Genomic DNA, 23,909 nt, shown 5'->3' with positions numbered 1-23,909 from the left:
GCGATGGCCGATGACAGCGCGGCCAAGGTCTATTCCGACCAGCGCGACCTGCCGATCTATCTGGGCGATTCCGGTGACGGGTTCACCCTGCCGTTTCGGGACAAATGGCGGGCTCCTGATGCGATCGCGGCGGTGGCCGGGTTCATCATCACCGCCGCCCTGGTCACCACCAACCTCGAGAGCGGTCACGCGCTGGCGATTCTGGTCTGCGGGGTGGTCCTGACGGTGGCCGCGGTGGGGGTGCTGGCCAAGCTGCCGCACGGGCGCCCGTCGCTGCCGACCCGGCTGCGCTGGTGGTGGGCCGATCTTCACCCGCGGGTCATGATGTCGCACAACAACGATGGGGGAGCGGACGCATGACTGCCAGTGACGCCCCGCGCGGGGCGATCGGCAATCTGCGGTTCACCGACAGCGGTGTCTACGCCGAGTATCTGGTGTCGGGCCAGCCGTTCATCTTCATGCCCCGGGAATCTCAGGACATGGTGGCCGATGTCCACGCCGAACTGTGGCGCACCCTTCCCTGCGGTGCCCTGCTCAGTGGCCTGACCGCGCCGGTGACCACCCGCAACCTGACCCGCCGGATGCTCTACGCCCATCCTGATCTGCTGCACAACAACGACACCGGCGCCATCGCGCCCGCCGCCAGGTCCTGGATCAGCCATTGCCGAGCCTGGGAGCCGGTGATCGCCCGCTGCGGGGCCCGCCGCCGGATCTACTGGCTGAGTCTGCCGTTGGACTACGGCCTGGCCGGCAACACCGCCGCCGGGTCGTGGCGGCGCCGCGTGGACGCCGTGGTCGGACGCGACAAAGACAGCGAAACCTCCCTGGCCCACTACCGCGACCTGGCCGCCCGGATGGTGCGGGCCCTGCCGCCGGCCTTGTTCTGCAAACCGGCCAGCGTGGAACAGATTTGGTGGCACTGGAACTACACCGCCAGCCGCGGAGCATGGCCCCACCCACTGCCCACCACCCACTTTGACCCCGACGCCCGCCTGCCCGCCTCGGCGTTCACCCCGGTGTGGTTCGACGAGTCCGCCACCCAGCTGCGGGGGCGGCGGTGGCGGGCCGCCCGCACCCCCGAGGAGGTGTTCCTGCGGACCTACCGCGATCGGCCCGACGGTGTGCCCGACTCCTACCAAGCCCTGGCCGCGGTGGAGAAGTTCCCCGACAGCGGATTGCGCTGGCCGGAGGCCACCCTGTTCAAGGTCCTCGACGATCACACCACCCCGATCACCACGGTGGACTGGGCGATGCACCTGACGTTTGAGAGCGTGCAGGCCGCCGTCAACGTGGCTCACAACGTCATCGTCAACATCAAAGATCAGGCCCGTCAGCGGGGTCGTCACGCGCTCAGCGACGACGAGCTGGTACGAAAACTGGCCTCCGGCAGGGAGTTGGCCTCCGAGCTTAAACGCGGGGCCGCCGAGCGTGGCGTCAACCCGGCGATCGTGATGACCGTCGCCGGGGCCGACATCGAGGCGGTCAACACCGTCCTGGACCACCTCACCCGCACATTCCGCGGCCACGACATCGGGCTGCGCCGCCACCGCGGCAGCCAGGCCACCCTGTGGCGGGCGTTCAATCCCGGCACCGAAACCACCGCGGCCCTCGGTGAGTTCCGCAATCCCACGACCACAACCCGGTTCGCGAAGTTCGTGCCTCTGCTGGCCGCCCGGGTCGGCAACAACACCGGCGTTCCGCTGGGCATGATCGTCACCAGCCCGGGGCTTCGGGACGTGGCGCTACTCGACCTGCTCAACGCCCCAGCCCGCGACAATCCGGCCAACTTGGTGATCGGAGGCTCACCCGGGGTCGGCAAGTCCCACATCACCAAGAACCTGCAACGCTGCTGGCTGGCGGTCGGAGCCGGAATACACATCATCGACCCCACCGAGGCCCGGGAACACGCCCGCGCCCTCGAGGGGTTCGACGACAAAATCGTCATTGACCCGACCCGTCCGCAATTCAGTCTGGACGGGTTGCGGATATTCCCCATGGAAGAGGCGTCGGAACGCACCGTTGACCACCTGCTGCCCCAGCTCGGGTTCAGCCCGTTGAGCCCGCAGGCGTCCCGGCTCAAAGCCCACCTCGCGCCGGCCTCGCTGCACGCCAACGGCATCGGCTCGACCAACCAGCTTCTGGAGTACCTGCGCACCCTGCGCGATGGCCGGGTGGGCGTCGACGACGACCTGCTCGTCGGCCTGGAGGGGCTGCGCGCCGAGCGGCTGCTGCGAGCGTTGTTCGACGAGACCCTGCCGGCCCCGGATCTGAGCGCGCAATGCGTGATCTGGAATTTCGGCGGTCTGACGCTGCCCACCGTGACCGAGGAGTACCAGGCCCACCTGCACACCCAGACCACGCCCAGCCAACGCGCCGCCCAAGCGCTCTACGGGCTGGCGGCTGAACTGGCGCAGGCCACCTTTTTCAGACGGCCCACCCAGCCCGACATCCTCATCGTCGAGGAGTGCGCGGCCTGGACCCACTCGCCGGGCGGGCGCAAGACCGCCAACACGATCATCCGGCAGGGCCGCAAGGCGTGGACAGCCTTTTTGGGGGTGTCGCAGAATCCGCCGGAGGACTTCGGGGTTCTCGAGGACGAGTTCATCGACCAGCGGTTGTGCATGGGTTTTAGACAGGCGGGGATCGCCGAGGCGACCCTGCGCTGGTGCGGCCGCGATGTCGACCGCCACCCGGCGCTGTTGGCCGACTACGTCTCCAACACCAGCCCGCGGCAGCTGATGGATCACGGCGACGACGCGATCGACACCCGCTACGGGCGGGTGATCCCCGGCCGGGAAGGCGAGGCGTGGTTCCTCGACGAGTTCGGCGGGTTCGGCAAGCTGCGGCTGTTCGCCGCGCCCACCGCCGAGCTCGCCGCAAAGTTCGACACCAACCCGCACCGCAGCCGCCACCAGCAGGCGGCCGGCCGGTGATCGCCCGCTGGCATTACTGGCTGCTGACCCACCCGCGTATCGGGCGGCCTGCCACGGTGCTGGCCGAGCTGTGGTCGCTGTCGGCGGTGGCGGTGTGCGCGGCCCCGCAAGCCGCCGCGGCCACCAACAGCATGGTGCTGGGCTGGACGGGCATGCACGACACCTACGGGGTGTCCCCGGGTGACTACACCTTCGCCATCGCCAGCATCCGCGACCAGATCGCCCAGACGACACCGGAACTGGGCTTAGACCCCGGTTCGTGGATGCAGTGGATGGGTCACACGCTGGCGTTGATGCTGGCCAATGCGACCGCGGCCAACCTGCTCACCGCGGAGGCGGGCCTGTTCATCGGGATTGTCACACTGTCGCTGTGGCTGTTTCGGATGACAGTGTCCACCTACTGGCTCACCGTCGTCGGCGAGTTGGCCCGCGCGATCACCGACGGCATCATCACGGTGACCACCCGGCTGGGTCTGCTGCTGGTGGCCGTGCCGATCGGGGTGTTCGCCGGGGTGTTCACCATCCGGCGCGGCGAGGTCGGGCGCGGCTGGACCATGGTTCTGACCGCGCTGACGTTGCCGGCGTTGTCGATTGCGGTGTTCTCCGATCCGGCCTCACAAATGTACGGCCCTGACGGGGTCCTGGCTTTCGGCCGTCGGGTGGGCTTTTCGGTGGCCGAGGCGGCCACCCGCAACGGCAGCGTCAGTGGGGGTGGCTTCGACGGGCAGGTCGACACCCTGACCGCCAGCATCCTGACTCACACGGTGCGTGAACCGCTGCAGCTGTGGAACTTTGGGCATGTGGTTGATCGCGTCGGAGCCTGCAGCACAGCCTGGACGATGGCGGTGCGCCAGGGCGCCCCCGACGGGCCGATCCGGGCGATGACCCAGTGCGGCGACCGGACGGCCGTCAGCTATGCCGAGCACCTCGACGGCGCCAACGTGTGGATCGGGCTGGTGCTGGTGGGCTGCTCGCTGCTGCTGGGGATATTCATGGTGGCCTCGGGCTGGGCGGTGCTGAAGGTGTCGGTCAAAGCGATGTGGACCACCGCGAAGCTCTTGCCGTCACTGTGGTTGGGCGGCATCCCCGGCTCGGCGCAGCGCCACGCCATCGACACCGCCTGGCAGTTCTTCCGCCACGGCATCGAGGTCCTGGTCTACATCGTGTTCGTGTCGGTGATCGGTCTGGCGATCGAACGCCTGGTGGCCCTGCCGCTGCCGGGCCAGCTGGGCGGCACCAACCCGTTCGCCCATGTGCTGATGATGGGCCTGGTGTGCATCGCGGCGTGTGCGCTGCTACGCCACATCCACCACGACGTCGCCGGCCACCCGCACCGGCGCGCGATGATGGGGCGGGCCACCGATGTGGCCGTCGGGATGGGCATGCACGCGGCCCTCGGCAAAGGCGGCTCGGCAGCCCTGTCCGGCCTGCGCGGCCTGCGGTCCGGGTCGAAGGCCGCGCAGAACCCGACGCCCTGGGAACACATCGATCAGGCCGCCGCCGCCGCCGGTGGGGAGATGCTCGGCCAGCCACGGCCCGGTTTCGCACCGGTACCCGCTGCCGGGGAGACCCCCGCCGCCGACATCGAGGGGCGCTCCGCTGGCCTGTCACCCGCCGCACCCCGCACCACGGCAGCCCCGCCGACGCCGGATGGGGGTGGGGGCGGCGGCTCGCCCGGCGGCGTGGTCACCGCGGGGGCGGCGGCGATGGCGCCGACCCTCACCGGCGGCGCTGACCGCATCCCCGCGGCGAGCAACCCGCAGCGAGGTGGCCGCCGGCGCACCGCCCCCACTGCCGACGGCGTCGACCCGGCCGCGGCAGTGGAGCGCCGAACTGCCGGCGCCGGGCTGGCGGCGACAGGACAATCTCCGCAGGCGCTTGCTCCGATCACCGATACCGCCACGACCGGCTACGACGAGGAGATCCCACCCCCGCCCGAACCCCCGCACGACGAGGCGGCACCGCCGCCCCCTGACGACGAGGGCCCGACAGCAGCTACCGTCGATCCCATCAACCCATAGCCCGCCACCACCGACCCTGGACCTGCCGATGCCAGCCCATCGCCTCCCCGGACAGCGATGACCTCCCCCACCGAACAGCGCCGCGCCTTCGACGCCGCGATCCACCGCTACAAGGCCGGCGACACCACCGCCGCCCTGGCCGGTTTCGCCGATGTCACCGACGCCAACCCCGCCATGTCCGATGCGTGGCTGGGCCGCATCGCATGCGGGGACACCGACCTGGACACCCTGGCCGAGGCTCACCGCAACTCCCGCGCCCTCTACCGCGAGACACGGCGCATCGGGTTCACCGATGGCGAGCTGCACGCCGTGGTCAACGCACCCCTGTACATGACCCATCCGGTGTGGTCGCGGGCGTCCATCGCGATGGCCTACGCCGGCGCGCTGATCGGCGCACAACGCTGGGACGAGGCCGCCGAGATCCTCGACGATCCGGTGCTGATCTGCGATGCGCAGGCCGCCCAGTGGCGGCAGTTCCTGCAGGCCAGCTTGTTTCACCAGACGCGGCGGTGGACCGACGTGCGGGCTGTGACGGCGGTGTGTCCCCCCGCCGACGCCACCTACGTCCTCGACGAGGTCACCGCGGCGACTAAGGCGCTGTCCGCGGCGGCGGCGGCCAGCCTGGGGAAACTGCAGCCGGCCCTGGATCTGGCCGCCGCGATCACCACCACCAACCCGTATGTGGGCGCCGATGTGGCCCTGACAAAGGGGTGGTGCCTGCGCGAGCTCGGCAACGAAGAGGCTGCCACGACGGCATTTCGCGCCGCCACGGTCAACGGCGTCGTGCTGGAGGCCGCCCGCCAGGCCCTCGATGACCCGAGCTACCGCCTGGTGATCACCGACGCGGAAACCATCGCGAGCCGCACCGACCCCTGGGACCGCGGCACTGAGACCAGCCGCGAACACCGCCACGCCGCGCAGCTGGCCGCCGACCAGCAGGAAGTGCTGGCCCGCGCCCAGGCCCGCCTCGACGAGCTGATCGGCCTGGAGGGCCCCAAAGAGCAGATCGCCGTGTGGCGCACCGAGATTCAGATCGACCAACTGCTGGCCGCCCAAGGCCAGGAAGTCTCCGGCACCAACGAAAGCCACATGGTGCTCGAAGGCCCACCGGGCACCGCCAAAACCAGCTTCGCCCGCATCGTCGCCGAGATTTTGTATGGCCTGGGCAAGGTCGAACGCCCGGACGTCGTGGAGGTCACCGAAGAGGACCTCGTCGTGGGCTACGTCTCCCAGACCGCGCAGCGCATGAAGGAGGTGTGCGAATCCGCCTTGGGCGGTGTGCTGTTCATTGACGAGGCCTACCGTCTGGTCCCCGAGCAGGAGGGCCACTCGTTCGGCAAGGACGCGATCAACACCTTGCTGAAGTACATGGAGGACTTCCGCGACCAGCTGGTGGTGATCGTGGCCGGCTATCCCAAAGAGATGCGCCGCTTCATGAGTGCCAATCCGGGCCTGGCGAGTCGGTTCCACTTCACCTTGACCTTCGACAGCTACACCCCTGACGAGATCGTCGCCATCGGCCGCCACATCGCCGGCAAGGAGAAAATCGTGGTGGCCGACAGCGCCTGGCCGCTGCTGCACGACGAGGCGCAACGGCTGCGTGCCACCCCCCACGACGGCGGCACCCTGCTCGACTTCGCCGGCAACGGCCGCTACGTGCGCAAGATCGTGCTGGGCTGCAAGCGTGAACGCGCCCGCCGCCTACACACATTGACCCCGCACGCGTTGCAGGAGTTGGCCCAGACCGATCCCCATGCGCTGGTAGTCAACGACGACGACATGACCCGCGCTCTTGCCGCCGGGTTGACGACAACCTGATTGGTCTCGAGATGATGGATCGCTGTGCGCTGCCGCCCGCGCTTCCCGTCCTCGTCGAGAGCTATGCCGGCCGACAACCGGAGGCGGTCCGCTACCGAGCCCCCTCCTGGGATTCGGCACTCGCGGGCGTGCCGGGCCGACCCACCCGCCTGTTGGTCGATCCGACGCTCGCAGCAGCAGCAGCAGCAGCCCAGCCCCGCTATCGCGCGGTGGGCGACCGCCTCGTCACCGCCGAAGCGGTCGCCGAGGACAAGCTCGTGCTCATCAGCTTGCTTCAGCGTTGCCTCGACGGCGATGGGAGCCGCGACGACGACGAGGCGGCGCAGTGATGCGCACAACCCGACAACGCCGCGGCCTGGCGAGATCGGGCGAGATCTGGCCGATCAACTCACGCCGCAGCAGGCCCCGACACCGTCCCCACGCCCTAAAGCTGGAGCCACACTGGTTCAGCACGAGTTCGATTGTGGGACAATGATTTGCAGATCAGATTCGAGGGAATACGACGTCCCAGTCCCGGGCGATGCTGACGACCGTCCAGCCTAGTCAGCTGCCGACATCGGTGATCGGTTCGGTCTCGACGAACGTCCCAGCCGTGCTGGTGTACTGGAATTCGCGTGCGGGGTCATCGTGGTCGATCAGCAGGGCGAGACTCGGGCCTTCCGCGGCCAACGCCCATTCGAGCTGGCCCCGTTCGACCGGTCGCTGATCATCGTGCGCGACCCCGACCAGGACGTCAACGAGATCGCTTGGCAGGCCGCGAAAATCGGCTACAGCAACCTCATCGGTGAACTTGACGGCGGAATGCGCGCGTGGACCGCAGCCGGCCATGACGTCGCGTCGACCGCGCTCACCCGCGCCGACCATCTCGGCGGACGCCGGGTCCTCGACATCCGCCAACGCCCCGAGTATCTGGCCGGGCATCTGCCCGAAGCGATACATATCGAACTCGGCGACGTCGCCAACCGAGCCGACGACGTGCCCGATGAGCCCATAGTGGTGATGTGTGGGCACGGTGAGCGCGCGATGGGCGCCGCCAGCCTGCTGGAGCGGGCGGGACACCACGACGTCATCGTGCTCGACGGCGGACCCGCCGACTGGGTGCAGGACACCGGCCGCGAACTGGCAACCGGCGCATGAAGATCGAGGGCCGCGAACCCCACCTCGGGCTACGGGCCAACCTCGCTCAGTTCTGCCTCCTGGTCGTCGTCAACGCCTTGGTGGGCGGAATGCTTGGCCAGGAACGGACCGTCCTACCGCTGCTGGGTGAGCGGGTGTTCGGTATCCGCGCCTACACGGCCGGGTTGTCGTTCATCCTGGTCTTCGGGGTGGCCAAGGCCGCGACCAACTACTTCGCCGGCACGTTGTCCGACCGGTTCGGGCGCAAGCCGGTATTGGTGGCGGGTTGGCTGGTCGCCGTTCCGGTGCCGCTGTTGCTGATCTGGGCGCCGTCGTGGTCGTGGGTCATCGTCGCCAATGTGCTGCTCGGCATCAGCCAGGGCCTGACCTGGTCCACCACCGTGGTGATGAAGATCGATCTCGTCGGCCCGGCACGGCGCGGCCTGGCGATGGGTCTGAACGAGGCCGCCGGTTACGGCGCGGTCGCGGTCACCGCCCTGGCCACCGGCTACCTGGCGGAGTCCTATGGCTTGCGCCCGGCGCCGTTCCTGCTCGGTGTTGCGTTCGCCGCCCTCGGCCTGGGACTGTCCACCCTGGCCGTCAGGGAGACCCGCGGACACGCCCGACTCGAGGCCGCCACCCACGTGGCCCGCGCCGACGGCCGCCACGACCACTTACACCGCGACTTGACCAACCGGCAGGTGTTCGTGCAGACCAGCTTCCGTGAGCCTGCGCTGTCGTCGGCCTGCCAGGCCGGCCTGGTCAACAACCTCAACGACGGCCTGGCATGGGGCCTGTTCCCGATCCTGTTCGCCGCCGCCGGGCTGTCGGTCGGGAAGATCGGCGTGCTGGCCGCGCTGTACCCCGCGGTGTGGGGGGCCGGCCAGTTGGCCACCGGCGCGCTCTCGGACCGGTGGGGCCGCAAATGGCTCATCGCCTCCGGAATGTGGCTGCAGGCAATCGCTCTGAGCCTGATCGCACTCGGTGACACGTTCGCGATATGGGCGGTTGCCGCGGTGATGCTCGGCGCGGGGACCGCACTGGTTTACCCGACCCTGCTCGCTGCGATCGGAGACGTCGCACACCCGGCGTGGCGTGCCCGGGCGGTCGGGACCTACCGCCTGTGGCGAGACGGCGGCTTCGCGGTCGGCGCACTGCTCGCCGGTATCGTCGCCGATACCCTCGGAATCCGGGCCGCGATCTGGACCGTCGCCGCCCTCACCGCGGTATCCGGTCTGATCCTCGCGGTGCGGATGTATGAAACCCATCCGCGGGTTCATCGGACGGCGATGATACCAACGCGTCCGCCCCTTGCTCGCTAGACCAACGTGCCGCGGCCGCCCGCGTTGATGCCCAAATGGAAGTTAAGTCGCCCTGTATCAGTGGTAGCACTAGTTCTCGCCTTATCCTGCTCTGCACCTATCTGTCGGCGGTCGTGCTGGTCGGACTGCTCCTCAGCAGTCTGTTCGGCTGGTCCTGGGTCGATCCCATCGCGGCCATCGTCATCGCCGTGATCGCCACAAGGGAGGGCATCAACGCCTGGAAGGTTGACATCTGCTGCTCCGCCCCGGCTATCACCAAAACTGCTGCCGCTCAAGGCCCACTGCGACTACTGCGACGACTGACCCGACAGGTAGTATCCCCCCGCCCTTCCTCTACGCAGTCGGTTCCGTACCCTTTGTGCCCGATAGTGGGGAGCTAGGTGAACATCGGGACCATCGGCCAGGCAGTCGGCCTGTTCGCCGTCACCAACATCGATGACATCGTCACCTTGGCGCTGTTCTTCGGCCAAGCCGTGGGCCGCACAAGCGTCGTCCGGGTCATCATCGGGCAATATCTTGGCTTCGCGGCCATCCTCGCCGCTTCCGTCGTGGGCGCCCTCGGCGCAGGACTGCTCCCAGAAACTGCCACTGCGTACTTGGGTCTTCTCCCTTTGGCGCTGGGGCTGCGGGCAGCGTGGAACGTCTGGCGCGAGCACCGATCCCGCGGTGCCGACAACACCACCCCCGCGAAAGACCTGGCCGAGGAGCACAGCAGTACAGGTCCCGGTGTGATGGCCGTCGCCGCGGTCACCCTTGCCAACGGTGGCGACAACATCGGCGTCTACGTCCCAGTCTTCACTACTACCAGCGCCGGAGGGCTCCTCGCCTATAGCGCGGTGTTCCTCGCGCTGGTCGCCCTCTGGTGCGTCACCGGATACTTCGTCGCCCGCCATCCCCTCGTCGCCCGCGCCCTATCCCGCTGGGGCCACATCCTGCTCCCCGTCGTCTTGATCAGCATCGGACTCATCATCCTCATCGAAGGCCACGCCTTAAGTCTCTGATTGAACCGCCCCGGTGAGTCCGGAGTCTCCGGGCATCCCGGGGCGGTTCAGTGCGCCGCGGTCGCCTCCGTTGGCGCGGCGGTGATTCACTTCGCGGTCGCGCCCATGCACTGGCGCGATTGGCTGCCGTCGGGAGTATTTTTTTGCATCCATTGCGGTGTCCCAACTGGTTTGGGCATTGGTAGCGTGGTCGAAGCCGGCGACTTTGGTGCTCGCGGCCGGGGTCGCAGCCAATGCTGGATCTGCCGCGCTGTGGCTCGTGTCCCGCACCGCTGGTCCACCATTCGGCCCTTACGCCGGCCAACCTGAGGGGGTGGAGGCCGCTGGTATCTCGGTCTTGTTGCTTCAGTGCTATGTCGGTATGGGTGCAGGGTGGGCGTGGTCTCGCCGTTATCGAACCGATGAAATCTCAGGTTTCGGCAGGGCGCTGATCTTCCTCGGCGCGAACACCGTGATGGCCGGCGCGGTGGCGGTGGGATTGAGTTCGAGCCTCCAGGGCCATCAGCACCATCATCACGGCGAGGTGGCCGAGGCGGAGGGGGAACATCCGGCAGTACATGAGGCGCACGAGGAGGGCCATCAACACGACGCCGATCACGCCGACTCCGTAGCTCCGCCGAACCCAACATCGCCAGGACCCGCGACTGCACCGGTGCCCGCCGAGTCCGGGCTACCGGTGATTGATATGGGACTCGACACCGCGGACGATCCTCATGAGGGACACCCCATTCCACCAGATGTCGTTGCGCCCCAGCCGCCTTCGGCCGCGGTGCCTGATGAGCTTGGGTTGGCGGTGATTGGCGGGGAGACCGACGGTCATCATCATGACCACGGCTAAGGCTCCAGTCTTGAAGAGTGGGTCTGAACTAGTAGCTCTGCTCGCTGACGTCCCGCTTGTCGGCTCGTAGTGACCTCCCCGGACCTGGGGTGCCTCAACCGGTTGGACGCTGCGCCTCACCCGGCTCAGCCCAACGCGGACTTGCGGAGGTGCTCAATGGTCGTGGTCGAAGAGCACCATCGTATGAGCCAGCTTCCCGTCGACGAAGTAGGCGCGGCAGTCGAAGTGGTCCTCGAGCGTGGAACCGACTTCGGTGGGGGCGTTGACCACACCGGAGACGTTGAGCACGGTGATGCGTGAGATGTCGATGCCCTTGAGGGGCTCTTCGAGGGTCAGCGGAAAGAGATCTTTGCCGTCGGTCTCGAGGCTGCTGGTCTCGGCGCGGACACCGGAGAAATGTGTAGTCGCGGGCGCGACTAACCGCTTCAGGACGTCGGATTGGCAGCTTTCCTGAGCCACCTGCTCGGCCGAAAGTGTGGAGTGCCCGCTTCTACCGAGCCGTAGGCCACCGGTCGCTACGGCGATGGCTGCACCCGCCACGATCAGCACAGCCATTAAGAACAGTCGGCCCCGGCCGCCTCTACGATCACCGTCCTGGCTGCCCATAGCTCCCTGCCTGTTTCGAGGTGTGTGCAGTTCCTGACGCGGACGATACGCGAGGGGATGCGCAGCGCTGAACGGGTTCGAAATAGGGAAGAACGCCAGCGGCCTCAGCCGGCAAACCAGCCCTTGCGCAGCAAGAGCTCCCGTTGCCATCTCCGTAGCTACGCAGTACGAAACCGGCGCGTATAAGACGGCCTGCGGTAGGCTGAGCGCCGACATATTGGGAGGCTGCCCGTGCGAATTCGAGGGTTCGGAGAACTGGAAGCGGTCATCATGGATCGCATCTGGAATCGTGGCCCGCAGGCATCCACGACAGTACGTGAAGTGTTCGACGAGCTGGCAGCCGAGCGAGGAATTGCGTACACCACGGTGATGTCCACGATGGACAACCTCCATGGCAAGGGTTGGCTGCAGCGCGAGCGCGAGGGCAAGGCATACAGGTATTGGCCCACGCTGTCGCGTGAGGAGCACAGCGCCCGGCTGATGCGTGACGCGCTGGACGGGGGCGGCCGTTCTGAGTTGGTGCTTAGCCACTTCGTCGAACAGATCGGGCCTGAGGAAGCTGAAAGTCTGCGCGCCCAGTTGCGGCGATTGAGCCGCCGGAGGAGGAAGTAGTGCTGACCGCCGCCGGGCTGCTGCTGTATAGCGTCGCGGTGTTGTCGGTAGGCCCGAGACTTCTGCCCAAATTCACCCGACGTGGCGATGCTCCCCGGTTGGGGGTGGCGGTGTGGTTGACCGCCATCGCGACAGTATTGGTGGCTTGGGTCGGGGCCGTTGTGTTCTTCATCATCGAAGTAGCACGCCACTGGAAACATCCGGAGCTGGTGGTCCTGTCGTGTCTGAACCAGCTGCACGGCACCTTCATCGGGGATCACAGCGGAGCGCCGCAGGCTCTGGCACTGGCAATTGCAGCGGGTGTGTCAGGGGCGGTCGGTGTCACCTGCGTTCGCTTGTCCAAGGCGTTGACCCGGCTGCGAATACGCGCTTACGGCCATGCAGAGGCCGCCCGGCTGGTTGGTCGCTCTACTGGTGACCCCGAAGTAGTCGTCATCGACGCGCCAAAGCCTGCTGCCTACTGCGTCGCGGGACGCCCCCCGGCGATTGTTGTCACCTCGGCGGCGCTGGCGGTGTTGGGGCACGATGAACTCAGTGCGGTTCTTGCGCATGAGCGCGCGCATCTGACAGGGGGCCACCTGACTGTTGTCGCAGCACTGCGCAGTCTCGCGTCGGTTTTCCCCAATCTGGCGTTGATGACTGGGGGTGCCGCTGAAGTGGCTCGGCTGCTTGAGATGTGTGCCGATGACGTGGCGGTGCGCCATCATGGCAACGCGGCGCTTCTGTCCGGCCTGAGGTCATTGGTAGACGCCGCGCCGGCTGAAGCGTTGGGGGCCGCCGACATCGCAGTGCTCGCGCGCGCCGAACGGCTTATTGCAAGGCCAACGCTATGGGGCCAACTTCGCATTAATGCCGCACTGACGGCGACCATGGCGATCATGCTCGCTGCACCGTTAGCTGGTCCTTTCCTAGCCCTGTTGGGCCTGCCGACGTGCGGGCCGTAGCGTGATGATTCCCGACAAGCGATGCGGACGTCCCGGGGCAGCCGGGGTTGCACCCGCGCGAACACCGCGGCGGCGTATGCACTGTCGGCGAAGCTTCAACCACCGTTGCGCTGACACGGTCAATGGTCATGAGCCAGGAGTGGGAAGTCGCCACCCCGCGGGGCAACCTTGCCATTCTGTCGTCGTAGTAGCGCGCGACGCCCCGGCGGGGTGGGATTTCCAATTTTGACCTGGGTGCGGCGCCTCCCTACCAGCACATCGGTAGCGGATACTGCGGGGTGTGGACACCTCCGATGCGGCAGTCACCTTCGCGGATTTGGCTGGCTTCACCGCCCTGACCGAGGCGCATGGAGACATTGCCGCAGCCGATGTTGCTGAGCAGTTGATTGCGGACGCCGAGTCGGTTCTAGGCGTCGGCGATCGGCTTGTCAAGGCGATCGGCGATGCCGTGTTGTTCACCTCTGTCGATGCATCATCGGCAATTACGTTGATTTTTAGGCTGTTTGATGCGTGCGAGAGGGATGCGCGATTCCCCGACTTGCGGGCCGGGCTGCACTACGGACCGGTGGTCGAACGAGGCGGCGATGTCTTCGGTACGACGGTCAACGTCGCGGCCAGACTTGCCGCGCAAGCCGGAGGTGGACAAATTCTTGCCACGCGCGCCGTCGCGGACGCCGCGCCGTCGGTCGGCGTTCAGGTGCGGGCATTGGGCTGCATGACGCTGCACAATCTGACCATCCCGGTCGAACTGTTCAAGCTCGTCCGTGACGATGCGAACGATCGTGATGTCGATCCGGTGTGCCGAATGCGGGTCAATCCGGCAACCGCAGCCGGACGACTCACCTACGCAGGTGGTGACTACTTGTTCTGTTCACTCGACTGCGCCGGCAAGTTTGCGGCGCAGCCTGACCGGTTCACGTCTGTGCGGTGAACGCAACGCCATAGCGGACCACCAGAACCTGCTCGACTGCGTCGGCCGAGGGTTGCCGTCAGTACTTCCATGCGGCGGGTGACATCGGCGACATACCGCTTCGTGTGAACCGTCGATCCATTACCGAGGAGCCCGGCCGCGGAATTACACATTTGTAGTTTGTGACGGGTGGTACCAATGGGTCAAAAGTGAATGTACTGTTCGTCTCGGAAGTACGGTCTTACTGCGTACTACGTAGATACGTAACGGTAGATACGTGACGCCGGCAGGGCCTACCGATCGCATCTGGAGCAACACGCGTAAGGGTGCGGACCGAGTTGTTGGGAGACGGCCGAGTGGGAACAACTGATCTGCGCTTCACCTGGTGTCGACCTGCCCTCATAGTGGCGATCAGTGTCGCGATGACGCTCAGTGTTCCAGAACTGGCTCAGGCCGAGCCGGGACCCGGGCCGAACAGCTTGGCCGCGTTGATCGCCGAGGTAGCTGACGCCAGCCAGGAGCTTCAGGAGGTTGGCGCGCAGGTTCAGGCCGAGCAGGAAAGCGTCAACAAGGCGATCGTCGGGGTGCAGGACGCCCGCGACGCGGCCAGTGCCGCCCAGCAGCAGGTCGACGCCAGCGAGCAGGCGATCAAGGACGCCGGTACCGCGATTGTCCAGGCGCAGAAGAGGTTCGATACCTTCGCCGCGGCCACCTACGTCAACGGTCCGGCGGGCGCTCTGGTGATGGCCACCAATCCCGACGAGATCATCTCCAGCACGACGGCCGGCCAGACGCTGGCGGTCAGCGCCGAGCAGGTGATGACCGATCTGCAGCGGGCGCGCACCGAGCAGGTGAACAAGGAGTCGGCGGCCCGGCTGGCCAAGCAGAAGGCCGACCAGGCCGTCGTCGGCGCCGAAGCCAGCCAGAATGCGGCGGTCGCGGCGTTGACCGAGGCGCAGAAGACGTTCCGCGATCAGCAGGCCCAGATCGACCGCCTCGCCGCCGAGCGCAAGACCGCGCAGGACAAGCTCGACGCCGCCCGTCAGTGGGCGGCGCCCGCCGGCGCACCCGCGGCGGTGCCGCAGTCCGCCGCACCGAGCACCGGCTCGTCGGGGGACCGCTGGGATCCGGCCGCGCCGGGTTCCAGTGCCGCCCCCGGTGATGCCAAGGTGCCCTACGGCAGGGCCTCGGAGTGGGATCTGACCCTGCCCGCGGTGCCGAGTGCCTTCGCCTCGGGCGATCCGATCCAGATCATCAACGCGGTGCTGCAGATCGCCTCGACCTCGATGCAGACCACCCAGAAGCTGGGCAAGAGCTTCCTGCAGAAGCTCGGCATCCTGAAGCCGACCGACACCGGGATCACCAACGGCCAGATCCCGTTCGTCTACGGCTCGACGGCCGTCGAGTACGTGATCAAGCGGGCTATGTCCCAGATGGGCGTGCCCTACTCGTGGGGCGGCGGCAACGCCGACGGTCCGAGCAGGGGCATCGACAGCGGGGCGAACACCATCGGGTTCGACTGCTCGGGCCTGATCCTGTACGCGTTCGCCGGGGTCGGCGTCAAGCTGCCGCACTATTCGGGGTCGCAGTACACCGCTGGAACTCAGATTCCGTCAGCGCAGATGCGTCGGGGTGACGCGATCTTCTACGGCCCCGGCGGCAGCCAGCACGTCGCCCTCTACCTGGGTAACGGCCAGATGCTCGAAGCTCCCTACACCGGCTCAGATGTCCATGTCTCCCCGGTCCGCACCAGCGGGATGACACCCTACGTCGCCAGATACATCCAGTAACGAACCAGCGGCCCCTGCCGAGCGTTTCGCTTTTAGGCATCGGTAGAGCGCAAGGCGTTGGAGTACGTGATCCGACGCGCGGCAGCCGCAGATCGGCATTCCCTACCCTAGGTACGCCTGACGCCGTGCATCCGCATGTCGCGGCTACCGTGTGCGGGAGACCACCACATACTATCTCCGTACGTAGACAGTATATGAATGACAGGGGTGTGTATTCAGCGCGCGGCAGTGTCAGCCAATGTGACGTTCACCGATGCGCTCTTGCCGCCGATGACTACAAGGCTATCCGGAGCGGATAGGAGGGGAAATCACACAATGACCACGGAAATCGGCGCCACCGGCACTCCGGCGGCCGGCAGAATCCGTGCCTTGATCGTCGACCACGAGGGCTTCCTCGCCGGCATGGTCGCCGGCTACCTGAAGCAACAGCACTTCGTTGTGGAGGTGGTTTCGGCGCAACGAGATGCTCTCCAGGCCGCGCACGACAACGACCCTGATGTCATCGTGCTTGATTTTGCACGCCCTCGTGCCGATGGGCCGGAGATATGCCGCAAGCTTCGTAGCTTCTCGAATGCCCATGTGGTGATAGTGGCCGCAGTCGGTGACGTCATCGGCTTATCGGTCGATGCCGATGACTACATCACTGAACCGTTTAGCCCGCGGGAGTTGGTCGCCCGCATCCGTGCGATTCTACGCCGATCTCAACTCCAACGCGGGGAGAGAATCTGTCTGCACGGGAAATGCCGGGGCCGTACTGAGCCGTCCCGGAAATTCGGAGCGCTGAACATCGACATCGCAGCACGACAGGCGGTTCTCGGTAGTGAGCCACTCAACTTGACGCGCATCGAATTTGAGATTTTGGCGATGTTGTCCTCCCGCCCGGGTGCCGTTTTCACCAACCGCCAACTCTTGGAGGGCGTCTGGGGAGAATCCTGGAGTGGCTGCAAAGACGTCGTCGTCGTCCATATCGGTCACCTGCGCCGCAAACTCGGTGAGGACCCCCGCCGGCCGCACTACGTGACGACCGCCCGCGGCATCGGATACCGGTTAGGGCCCTCACCGTGACTGGACTGTGCATTCTCGTTCAGCGAGCGTCGTTGGGGCAGTGCACCATCGTCACACGTTGGCGCCAAGCTCCTTATGGGTGGCACCATTCGGCCAAAGTCGCTGTGGCGTGCCAGTCACATGCGGGCGTGGTTCTTGCTGAGCTTCGATGAGGACACTCAGGGTGGCAAGCGGCTTGGGGCCTCAGCGGAGGAGTGGAACCATCATCACGACTGAGGCGCCTTGTTTGACGCGGCGTGCGGGCCAGGCATCACGCCGATGGCGTGCGCCTCCTACGTGCACGCCGTTGACGAGATCAGGTGGCCGAACTAATCGTCGTTCGGATGCTCTGCGGCCCTGTCTAATTGGATGGCCACGCCCACGGTTCGGAAATCGGCCGGCCAGTTGCTGGTGCGGCGGCGGTGGCCCCTGTTTCTCAAAGAAGTCCGCGGCCGTGCGTAGTTCCGGCAGCGCAGCGCTTCTGTCTGACCTCGCGTCGTTGGTCGACGCGGGACCGGTCCAGGCGCACACTTTCAGCCGCCCTGTGCTGGACTCCGTGGGCAACTGACGTGCGGCCGTATGCGATTGTTCGACGAGTGACGCGGAGCACCGATCAAGCCGATTCAACCCAGTGCTAAAAGGCTCGACGGGCGAAGCGGCCTGCCAGTGCCTAGTACGGCTAGCGGCGGATTCGGCGCTGGTTAGGTTGGGTGCCTACCCGGCAACACAGGTTGTAGACCGGCACGAATACAACGGCGACATATGCGCTGTAGGCGAAGCTCCAACCGAGACCGGTCACAAAGCCGATCACACTCCAGCTGAACCCAGGGAAGGCGGCCGCGAAAAGGCCGTCGGTGAATGGAGAGCGGGCCAGGCCATGCCACACGTAGCACACCGTGTAGGTGATGGCGGCGAACACCATCAGCGCTGAAGCAACGCGGATGAGATCCAATTTGTACTTCTCCACAATCTGTTCCCCGTTCCTTCCTGCACACCGCTTGAACCGCAAGCGCAATCACCGATGAACCAGAGCCGGGTTCGGCTCTCTGCACTCGATGCACACTCGCGTCCCCGTATCTGCGTTGCGATCAAGCCGTGGTTGTCCTTTTCGGCCGGACTCGCGTGAGCACCACTGCAGCGACGGCGATGAGACCTGACAACCAGACTAGTCCGATTAGCAGAGAACCACTTTCGTCGAAGTGTGGCGTGAGCCCCGTATCGAACAACACCCGCGTTACGCCGTAGCCGGGTAGTAGCTTGGCCCACTCCGGGGGCATCGGGCGCAGCATCGGACTTTGGACGATACCCAAGTCCAGGAAGGGGATGAGGAAGGCTACAAACACCCCGGCGACCTTGCCCAACAGGGGTCCAAGGATGACGCCGATCAACGCATAGATGGCTGCTACCAGCAGGTTAGCCGCGGCATAGCCAGCCCATTGTTCGGCGTGATAAACCGTGGCGGTCACCAGCAACGTGGCTGCGCAGATGACGATGCACGCAACAGCGACGACACAAAGACGTGCAGTCACCATGACGCTGGTGCGGTAACCGGCCAACCGAAGGCGGTCATCCCCGCCGGCGGCGTCGACTACCACAAACATTCCCACGAGCGCCGCCAACGCCCCAATCGCGATCGGTGCCATGGCGCCGGCGTGGACGTCGGGGAACCAGAACAGCTGGTCGGAGATGACACCCTGCTCCTTGACCGACACCACCAGTGGACGTTGTGGAGTGGTCGCCTTCGCCAGCAAGACGAACGCCGCGGGGACGATGACCAGCAATACCAAGAGCACAGGATTGCGGATCAAATCGACGACACCGAACTGGATCGCTGTGCCCAGCTGGCCGGGCGAACCTCTGCTGGGTCGGGCGATGCGCGACCCGGCGCCGACGACCGCGCCTGCAACCAAGACCGCGACCGCCATCCACACCAGGGCGACGCCGAGATCGCCCAGTTCACCCGCATGGTGCGACGGTGTGTCCACCATCCACAACGTGACGAAATGCGTTGGGAACCAACGTGTGTACACATAATCTCCGCCACCACCGGCGGGTCCGACGAATACGTCGATTATCCAGATCAGCAGGATTACGACCGCTCCGTTGACCGGATTGGTCACCGCAACTCCGACAAGCGCACCGATCGCCAGGTAGATCAGAGCGAACAGCAGGGTGCCGATGATGACTCGACCGGGGTGGTCGATGCCGGTACGAGCGGCGAGCGCGGCCAGCGCAACCCCGGACACGAGAATCGCCATGAGCAGTCCGGTGCTCGCGCGGGCCGCCAGCAGTCTCGCCGGGGGCAGCCCAGCCAACAAGAGTCGTTTGTCAGCGCGGCGCGCAGAGCGGATCTGGAAATACATACCTAGACCTGACAGGAACCCCGCTGCCCATCCGGCGGTCGCGGTCTGGGTGGTAAGGCCAGGCTGTCCCCGCAGCAGTTCCATGGCGTCAGCGATCGAGCCCGCCGCGACGAGCACGAATATCGAAGGTACGACCACCAGCATGATCACGTTCACGGGGTTGCGCACGTAATCGGTGATGAAGCAGCGCGTCAACAGCAAGGTGGGGCGCCATTGCTCGTGCACCGCCGTGGTCATCGAGGCAGCTCGTGTGCGTCGCACTGCCCCTCACACAGCCGCCCATCGCACAGTTTGACGATGCGGTCAAAGCGCCGCTCGTCGGCAACGAAGTGGCTGATGATCAGTACGGAGCGGCCGCCATCGCGGTGCGCTGCCACCAGGTCCCAGAATTTCAGGTAGGTGTCCCAGTCAAAGCCGGCGTAGGGCTCATCCAGCAGCAATACCTGGGGGTTCGCCAGCATGGCTAGGCTCAGGTTGAGTTTTGCCAGCGTGCCCCCGGAGAGTCGATCGGCTCGCGTGCGGGCGTAGCGTTCAAACCCCAACGCGTCGTAGAGGTCTCGCCGTGCCCGCCTCTCGGCCTGATGGGTCATACGGTAGGCGCGGGCGAACAGTTCCATGTGTTCATCGCATGTCAGCCGCTCATAGACAACCGGCTGCTGCGGGCAGTAACCCAAGACCCCCGAGTGGGTAACCATGCCCGCATCAGCGCTCAGTTCTCCGACGAGGATCTTCATGATCGTCGATTTGCCGGAGCCGTTCTCGCCGACCAGTCCAACGACCTCACCCGCTCGCAATACCAGATCTACGCCGCCCAATACCTGGCGGCGATGTCCTGGCCACAGGCCGCGGCGAAAGGATTTCTCGATTCCTTCAGCGGTCAGCACTGGTGGCGAATCGGCGCCAGTGGCAGGCGATGTCGTGACAGCCGCGGTGTCGTTCACATGAACCATGGCGGCGCTCCTCGGTTACCCGTTTGGGGTGCGGTGAATGTCATCGGATGTAGGGCTCAGTCGCCCTGGTCCGGCGCCGGACGCAGTCGTGATGTGGGGAATGAACACTGGTGTGCGCGCGGCATATTCGGCCCACTCAGTACCGAACCGGCGTGCCACTTCGCGTTCTTCACTGCGGGCCAGGCGCGCGTAGATGAACACAAGCACTGGGAACATCAGAAGGGTCGGAATGGTGGGCCACTGAAGCAAGAATCCGACCATCACCAGTATGAAGCCATCGTATTGCGGATGACGCACCCAGGCGTATGGCCCAGTGGTGGCGAGCCGATCGTGTTGCGCGGCTTCGTGCAGATGCCTCCATGCGACGGCAATGAGCCAGAACCCGCCCCCGATCGCTGCATAACTGGCCAGATGGAATGGACTCAGATGCGGATCGCCTGTCCAACCGATGAGGTCATTCCACAGATGCCCGCCGGCATGGGTGTCGCGCAGCAGTGGAAAGCGCGATCCCAGCCAACTCCCGAGCAGGTAGATGGTTAACGGGATGCCGTACATCTCGGTGAACAAGGCCACCAAGAACGCGGTGTATGCCCCCATTGCGCGCCAGTCGCGGTTGGTCCGGGGATGAAAGAAGCTCAGTCCGAATGCCGCGAACAGCAGCGTATTGACAATGACCAGCGGCCACAAGCCGTAGGCGGAATCGGCCATCGTGTCGACCTCTCGAATGTGAGGTGATGCTGGGCTAGGACGGTCCGGTGGACTCCGTGTGCTGCATCTCGTCGGTGGATCCGTGGTCAGAGCCGCCCCCATGGCCGCCCATCATGAAGAACATCATCAAGGGGCACACCAGAACAACGAGTGCCAACAAGATTGTTGACGTCGACACGCCGAACAGGAACGCACCGACAGCGACTGCGCCCAGTGCCAGGGCGTACCACACGAGGTGCTGACGCTTCAACATCTTCATGATCAATCTCCTGCCTTCGGTAGTACGTAGTTACTACGTGTATGACTCTTCTCCGCTGGCGTGGACAGGCCAACCGCACTAGGTCCGCCTTTGCACGCCATAAGGCCCCACCTCAAGGGACCAATTGCCCCATGCGGTCTGTCGGCGCAGGGATCGGTGTCCGGAAAGGACCTCGCAGCCCGCGGGTGGTCAGGGGAGGCCATGTGCAGCGTGATGGTTGCCCCACTCGTTGGCGCTGCTGACCTGCGGAGTCCTAGCACTGCCGGTACCAGTTCGCCACCCTCTTCCGGCGGTGAGTGGCTTGTGGTACCGGGTAGCATCACTGAGTGCTCCTAGGCAGATGCCGATGTCGCAACGTGAGGGCCGACGGCGGACTTCGGGGACGTGGCGGTGCTGGCGAACCGCCTCAGGCGGAGGCTGTTGCTGACCACGAAGACCGAGCTGAATGCCATGGCGGCGCCGGCGATCAGCGGATTGAGTAGGCCCAGGGCCGCGAGGGGGAGTGCGGCCACGTTGTAGGCGAATGCCCAGAATAGGTTTCCCTTGATGGTTTTCAGGGTTGATCGGGACAGTCGAATGGCGTCGGCGGCGGTGCGCAGATCACCGCGGACCAGCGTCAGGTCGGATGCCTCGATGGCCACGTCGGTGCCTGTGCCCATCGCCAGCCCCAGATCGGCTTGCACCAGGGCGGCGGCGTCGTTCACTCCGTCGCCGACCATGGCCACCGTTCGCCCCTGTGATTGAAGGGTTTTGACTGCGGCGACTTTGTCGGCGGGCAGAACCTCGGAGATGACGTCGTCGGGGTCGATGCCGACCTGTTCTGCCACTGCGAGCGCAGCACGTCGGTTGTCGCCTGTCAGGAGGATCGGGCGCAGGCCGAGCTCGCGGAATTGTTCGATAGCTTGCGCTGAGGTGTCCTTCACCGTGTCAGCGACGACAATCACGCCGCGCGCCGCGCCGTCCCAGGCCACCCAGACCGGCGTGCGGCCCTGGGACTGGGCGTGTTCGGCGGCAGTGGTGAGGTCATCTGGGGGAACCAGTGCCCAGTCTTCGGTGAGCCAACTCAATCGCCCAACCATGACTGCGTGGCTGGCGATGACTCCGCTGACGCCCTGGCCATTGTGGCTGGAGAACTCCTGCACCTGAGGTAGGGGGCCCTGAGCCGATGCCGCGGCGGCAATTGCCGCGGCGATCGGGTGTTGGGACGCATTCTCGACTGCCCCGGCGAAGGCGAGGACTTCATCGGAGTCCTGCCCCTCACGCGGGTGCACCGCGATCAGACTCATGCGGCCGGTGGTGACAGTGCCGGTCTTATCCAAGACGATGGTGTCGACGCGGCGGGTGGATTCGAGGATCTGTGGGCCCTTGATAAGGATTCCGAGTTGGGCGCCGCGCCCGGTGCCGACCATCAGTGCCGTGGGAGTGGCCAACCCGAGTGCGCAGGGGCAGGCGATGATCAGCACGGCGACAGCTGCGGTGAAGGCGACTGTTCCTGAATGGCCGGTGAGCAGCCAGGCGGCCAGAGTTGCCGCCGACAGGGCCAACACGATGGGCACGAAGATCCCCGACACCCGGTCGGCCAGGCGTTGCACCGACGCCTTGCCGTTCTGGGCTTCTTCGACCAGCCGAGCCATCTGGGCGAGCTGCGTGTCGGCCCCGATTCGACTGGCGCGCACCACTAATCGGCCGCCGGCGTTGACGGTGGCGCCGGTGACGTCATCTCCTGGGTGCACTTCGACGGGCACTGATTCGCCGGTGAGCATCGACGCGTCAACCGCCGAGGTGCCCTCCACGACGACGCCGTCGGTAGCGATCTTCTCACCCGGGCGCACTAGGAAGATGTCTCCGACATTGAGTTGAGCTGTGGGGATGCGGATTTCGGCTCCCTCGCGCAGTACCGTCACATCTTTGGCGCCCATATGGAGCAAAGCGCGAAGCGCGGCGCCGGATTGTGTCTTGGCGCGCGCCTCGAAGTAGCGGCCGGCCAGAATGAACACGGTCACCGCTGCGGCGACTTCGAGGTAGATGTGCTCGATCCCAGAGTCCGATTGCGGAAGCAGGGTGAATGGCATCCGCATCCCCGGCATGCCGGCGTGTCCGATGAACAACGCCCATAAGGACCACAGGTAAGCAGCGCTGACGCCCAGCGAGATCAGCGTGTCCATCGTGGCGGCGCGGTGGCGGGCGTTGGTCCACGCTGCCCGGTGGAACGGCAGCGCGCCCCACACCACGACGGGCGATGCCAAGGTTAATGCGAGCCACTGCCAGTTTCTGAACTGTAGTGCGGGGATCATCGACATCGCGATCACTGGCACCGTCAGTATCGCGCAGATCAGCAGTCGGCTCCGCAGCGAGTCTGCCTCGCCGGCCTCTGGGCCAGCTTGGCCGGGCTGGTCGTCGGCTTCCTGGAGCGGTGGCGGCGCAGCTGCGGTGTAGCCGGTGGCTTCGATGGTCGCGATCAGCACCGCCGGATCCACTGCCTCTGAGTAGGTCACCTGCGCCTTTTCGGTCGCGTAGTTGACGCTGGCTTGGACGCCGTCGAGCTTGTTCAGCTTCTTCTCGATGCGGGCTGCGCACGACGCGCACGTCATCCCGCCGACCGACAACTCAATGCGGCGGGGTTGCTCGACGGCAGCGGGATTCGTGGGGCTCATGGTGTGTCCTTGGGTTGCCG

General features: G+C 65.9%; 21 protein-coding genes and 1 pseudogene. 15 read left to right on the top strand and 7 right to left on the bottom strand.

What is annotated here, in order from left to right; translation table 11 throughout:
* The first annotated feature begins 3 nt into the window (after nucleotides 1-3).
* The 10 genes and pseudogenes from B133_RS0121745 (at nucleotide 4) to B133_RS24740 (ending at nucleotide 11,049) form a co-directional block, all read left to right on the top strand.
* Entirely contained in the window at nucleotides 4-360 is a 357-nt protein-coding gene (locus tag B133_RS0121745) for a hypothetical protein (protein ID WP_018604168.1), read from the top strand.
* Nucleotides 357-2,933 (top strand): ATP-binding protein, encoded by a 2,577-nt coding sequence (locus tag B133_RS0121740; protein WP_018604167.1) that lies wholly within the window; start codon nucleotides 357-359, stop codon nucleotides 2,931-2,933. The genes B133_RS0121745 and B133_RS0121740 overlap by 4 nt, the downstream gene beginning before the upstream one ends.
* The gene (locus B133_RS0121735) at nucleotides 2,930-4,954 is read left to right on the top strand and encodes a hypothetical protein (protein WP_018604166.1); all 2,025 of its coding nucleotides are present in this window, start codon (nucleotides 2,930-2,932) and stop codon (nucleotides 4,952-4,954) included. The genes B133_RS0121740 and B133_RS0121735 overlap by 4 nt, the downstream gene beginning before the upstream one ends.
* Nucleotides 4,955-5,011: 57 nt before the next feature.
* Nucleotides 5,012-6,772 carry an AAA family ATPase gene (locus B133_RS0121730; RefSeq protein WP_018604165.1) on the top strand — a complete coding sequence of 587 codons (1,761 nt, stop codon included), beginning with the start codon at nucleotides 5,012-5,014 and terminating at the stop codon, nucleotides 6,770-6,772.
* A gap of 11 nt (nucleotides 6,773-6,783) precedes the next feature.
* The gene (locus tag B133_RS23425) at nucleotides 6,784-7,101 is read left to right on the top strand and encodes a hypothetical protein (RefSeq protein WP_018604164.1); all 318 of its coding nucleotides are present in this window, start codon (nucleotides 6,784-6,786) and stop codon (nucleotides 7,099-7,101) included.
* Nucleotides 7,102-7,399: 298 nt separating this feature from the next.
* Nucleotides 7,400-7,909: a rhodanese-like domain-containing protein gene (locus B133_RS0121720; protein ID WP_018604163.1), complete on the top strand. Its 510-nt coding sequence runs from the start codon at nucleotides 7,400-7,402 to the stop codon at nucleotides 7,907-7,909.
* Nucleotides 7,906-9,210: an MFS transporter gene (locus tag B133_RS0121715; RefSeq protein WP_018604162.1), complete on the top strand. Its 1,305-nt coding sequence runs from the start codon at nucleotides 7,906-7,908 to the stop codon at nucleotides 9,208-9,210. Before B133_RS0121720 ends, B133_RS0121715 begins: the two co-directional genes overlap by 4 nt.
* Nucleotides 9,211-9,290: 80 nt before the next feature.
* Nucleotides 9,291-9,513: pseudogene (locus B133_RS25090) on the top strand (hypothetical protein); the annotation flags it as partial.
* 77 nt (nucleotides 9,514-9,590) lie between these two features.
* Entirely contained in the window at nucleotides 9,591-10,211 is a 621-nt protein-coding gene (locus B133_RS0121705; protein WP_018604160.1) for a cadmium resistance transporter, read from the top strand.
* Nucleotides 10,212-10,524: 313 nt separating this feature from the next.
* A complete protein-coding gene (locus B133_RS24740; RefSeq protein ID WP_198291106.1) occupies nucleotides 10,525-11,049 on the top strand; it encodes a hypothetical protein in 525 nt (174 codons plus the stop codon).
* Between the two features lie 153 nt (nucleotides 11,050-11,202).
* Here B133_RS24740 and B133_RS0121695 read toward each other — a convergent pair whose 3' ends face one another.
* The gene (locus B133_RS0121695) at nucleotides 11,203-11,604 is read right to left on the bottom strand and encodes a hypothetical protein (protein ID WP_018604158.1); all 402 of its coding nucleotides are present in this window, start codon (nucleotides 11,602-11,604) and stop codon (nucleotides 11,203-11,205) included.
* A 282-nt stretch (nucleotides 11,605-11,886) separates the two neighbouring features.
* Here B133_RS0121695 and B133_RS0121690 point away from each other — a divergent pair, with 282 nt between their 5' ends.
* From B133_RS0121690 to B133_RS0121665, 5 genes are all read left to right on the top strand, one after another.
* Complete coding sequence (locus B133_RS0121690; protein ID WP_018604157.1) at nucleotides 11,887-12,267, top strand: BlaI/MecI/CopY family transcriptional regulator; 381 nt, start codon at nucleotides 11,887-11,889, stop codon at nucleotides 12,265-12,267.
* A 110-nt stretch (nucleotides 12,268-12,377) separates the two neighbouring features.
* Nucleotides 12,378-13,211 carry a M56 family metallopeptidase gene (locus B133_RS0121685; RefSeq protein WP_232423394.1) on the top strand — a complete coding sequence of 278 codons (834 nt, stop codon included), beginning with the start codon at nucleotides 12,378-12,380 and terminating at the stop codon, nucleotides 13,209-13,211.
* Between the two features lie 280 nt (nucleotides 13,212-13,491).
* Nucleotides 13,492-14,142, top strand: a complete 651-nt coding sequence (locus tag B133_RS23145) for an adenylate/guanylate cyclase domain-containing protein (protein ID WP_018604155.1) — start codon at nucleotides 13,492-13,494, stop codon at nucleotides 14,140-14,142.
* 335 nt (nucleotides 14,143-14,477) lie between these two features.
* Complete coding sequence (ripA, locus tag B133_RS0121670; RefSeq protein WP_051088158.1) at nucleotides 14,478-15,911, top strand: NlpC/P60 family peptidoglycan endopeptidase RipA; 1,434 nt, start codon at nucleotides 14,478-14,480, stop codon at nucleotides 15,909-15,911.
* 315 nt (nucleotides 15,912-16,226) lie between these two features.
* Complete coding sequence (locus B133_RS0121665; protein WP_018604153.1) at nucleotides 16,227-16,976, top strand: winged helix-turn-helix domain-containing protein; 750 nt, start codon at nucleotides 16,227-16,229, stop codon at nucleotides 16,974-16,976.
* A gap of 658 nt (nucleotides 16,977-17,634) precedes the next feature.
* On the opposite strand, the gene B133_RS0121655 is transcribed toward B133_RS0121665, so the two are convergent.
* The 6 genes from B133_RS0121655 to B133_RS0121630 form a co-directional block, all read right to left on the bottom strand.
* Entirely contained in the window at nucleotides 17,635-17,922 is a 288-nt protein-coding gene (locus tag B133_RS0121655; protein ID WP_018604151.1) for a hypothetical protein, read from the bottom strand.
* Between the two features lie 121 nt (nucleotides 17,923-18,043).
* A complete protein-coding gene (locus tag B133_RS0121650; protein WP_018604150.1) occupies nucleotides 18,044-19,555 on the bottom strand; it encodes an ABC transporter permease in 1,512 nt (503 codons plus the stop codon).
* On the bottom strand, nucleotides 19,552-20,268 hold the full coding sequence (locus B133_RS0121645) for an ATP-binding cassette domain-containing protein (protein WP_018604149.1): 717 nt from the start codon (nucleotides 20,266-20,268) through the stop codon (nucleotides 19,552-19,554). Before B133_RS0121645 ends, B133_RS0121650 begins: the two co-directional genes overlap by 4 nt.
* Before the next feature lie 15 nt (nucleotides 20,269-20,283).
* Entirely contained in the window at nucleotides 20,284-20,976 is a 693-nt protein-coding gene (locus B133_RS0121640) for an isoprenylcysteine carboxylmethyltransferase family protein (protein WP_018604148.1), read from the bottom strand.
* Between the two features lie 34 nt (nucleotides 20,977-21,010).
* On the bottom strand, nucleotides 21,011-21,235 hold the full coding sequence (locus B133_RS0121635; RefSeq protein ID WP_018604147.1) for a DUF2933 domain-containing protein: 225 nt from the start codon (nucleotides 21,233-21,235) through the stop codon (nucleotides 21,011-21,013).
* Between the two features lie 332 nt (nucleotides 21,236-21,567).
* The gene (locus B133_RS0121630) at nucleotides 21,568-23,889 is read right to left on the bottom strand and encodes a cation-translocating P-type ATPase (protein ID WP_026256743.1); all 2,322 of its coding nucleotides are present in this window, start codon (nucleotides 23,887-23,889) and stop codon (nucleotides 21,568-21,570) included.
* Between the last annotated feature and the right edge of the window lie 20 nt (nucleotides 23,890-23,909).

Origin of the sequence: Mycobacterium sp. 155 (assembly GCF_000373905.1) — a bacterium.
GTDB lineage: Bacteria > Actinomycetota > Actinomycetes > Mycobacteriales > Mycobacteriaceae > Mycobacterium.
Note: the sequence above shows the minus strand (reverse complement) of the source record. Positions and strands in the feature narration are given on the sequence as shown.

Excerpts from the sequence above, each read along its gene's own strand:
- B133_RS0121740 (WP_018604167.1), top strand. The coding sequence starts at position 357 with ATGACTGCCAGTGACGCCCCGCGCGGGGCGATCGGCAATCTGCGGTTC.
- B133_RS0121640 (WP_018604148.1), bottom strand. The coding sequence starts at position 20,976 with ATGGCCGATTCCGCCTACGGCTTGTGGCCGCTGGTCATTGTCAATACG.
- B133_RS0121665 (WP_018604153.1), top strand. The coding sequence starts at position 16,227 with ATGACCACGGAAATCGGCGCCACCGGCACTCCGGCGGCCGGCAGAATC.
- B133_RS23425 (WP_018604164.1), top strand. The coding sequence starts at position 6,784 with ATGATGGATCGCTGTGCGCTGCCGCCCGCGCTTCCCGTCCTCGTCGAG.
- B133_RS0121635 (WP_018604147.1), bottom strand. The coding sequence starts at position 21,235 with ATGAAGATGTTGAAGCGTCAGCACCTCGTGTGGTACGCCCTGGCACTG.
- B133_RS0121730 (WP_018604165.1), top strand. The coding sequence starts at position 5,012 with ATGACCTCCCCCACCGAACAGCGCCGCGCCTTCGACGCCGCGATCCAC.
- B133_RS0121715 (WP_018604162.1), top strand. The coding sequence starts at position 7,906 with ATGAAGATCGAGGGCCGCGAACCCCACCTCGGGCTACGGGCCAACCTC.
- B133_RS0121645 (WP_018604149.1), bottom strand. The coding sequence starts at position 20,268 with ATGGTTCATGTGAACGACACCGCGGCTGTCACGACATCGCCTGCCACT.
- B133_RS0121745 (WP_018604168.1), top strand. The coding sequence starts at position 4 with ATGGCCGATGACAGCGCGGCCAAGGTCTATTCCGACCAGCGCGACCTG.
- B133_RS0121695 (WP_018604158.1), bottom strand. The coding sequence starts at position 11,604 with ATGGCTGTGCTGATCGTGGCGGGTGCAGCCATCGCCGTAGCGACCGGT.
- B133_RS0121630 (WP_026256743.1), bottom strand. The coding sequence starts at position 23,889 with ATGAGCCCCACGAATCCCGCTGCCGTCGAGCAACCCCGCCGCATTGAG.
- B133_RS0121650 (WP_018604150.1), bottom strand. The coding sequence starts at position 19,555 with ATGACCACGGCGGTGCACGAGCAATGGCGCCCCACCTTGCTGTTGACG.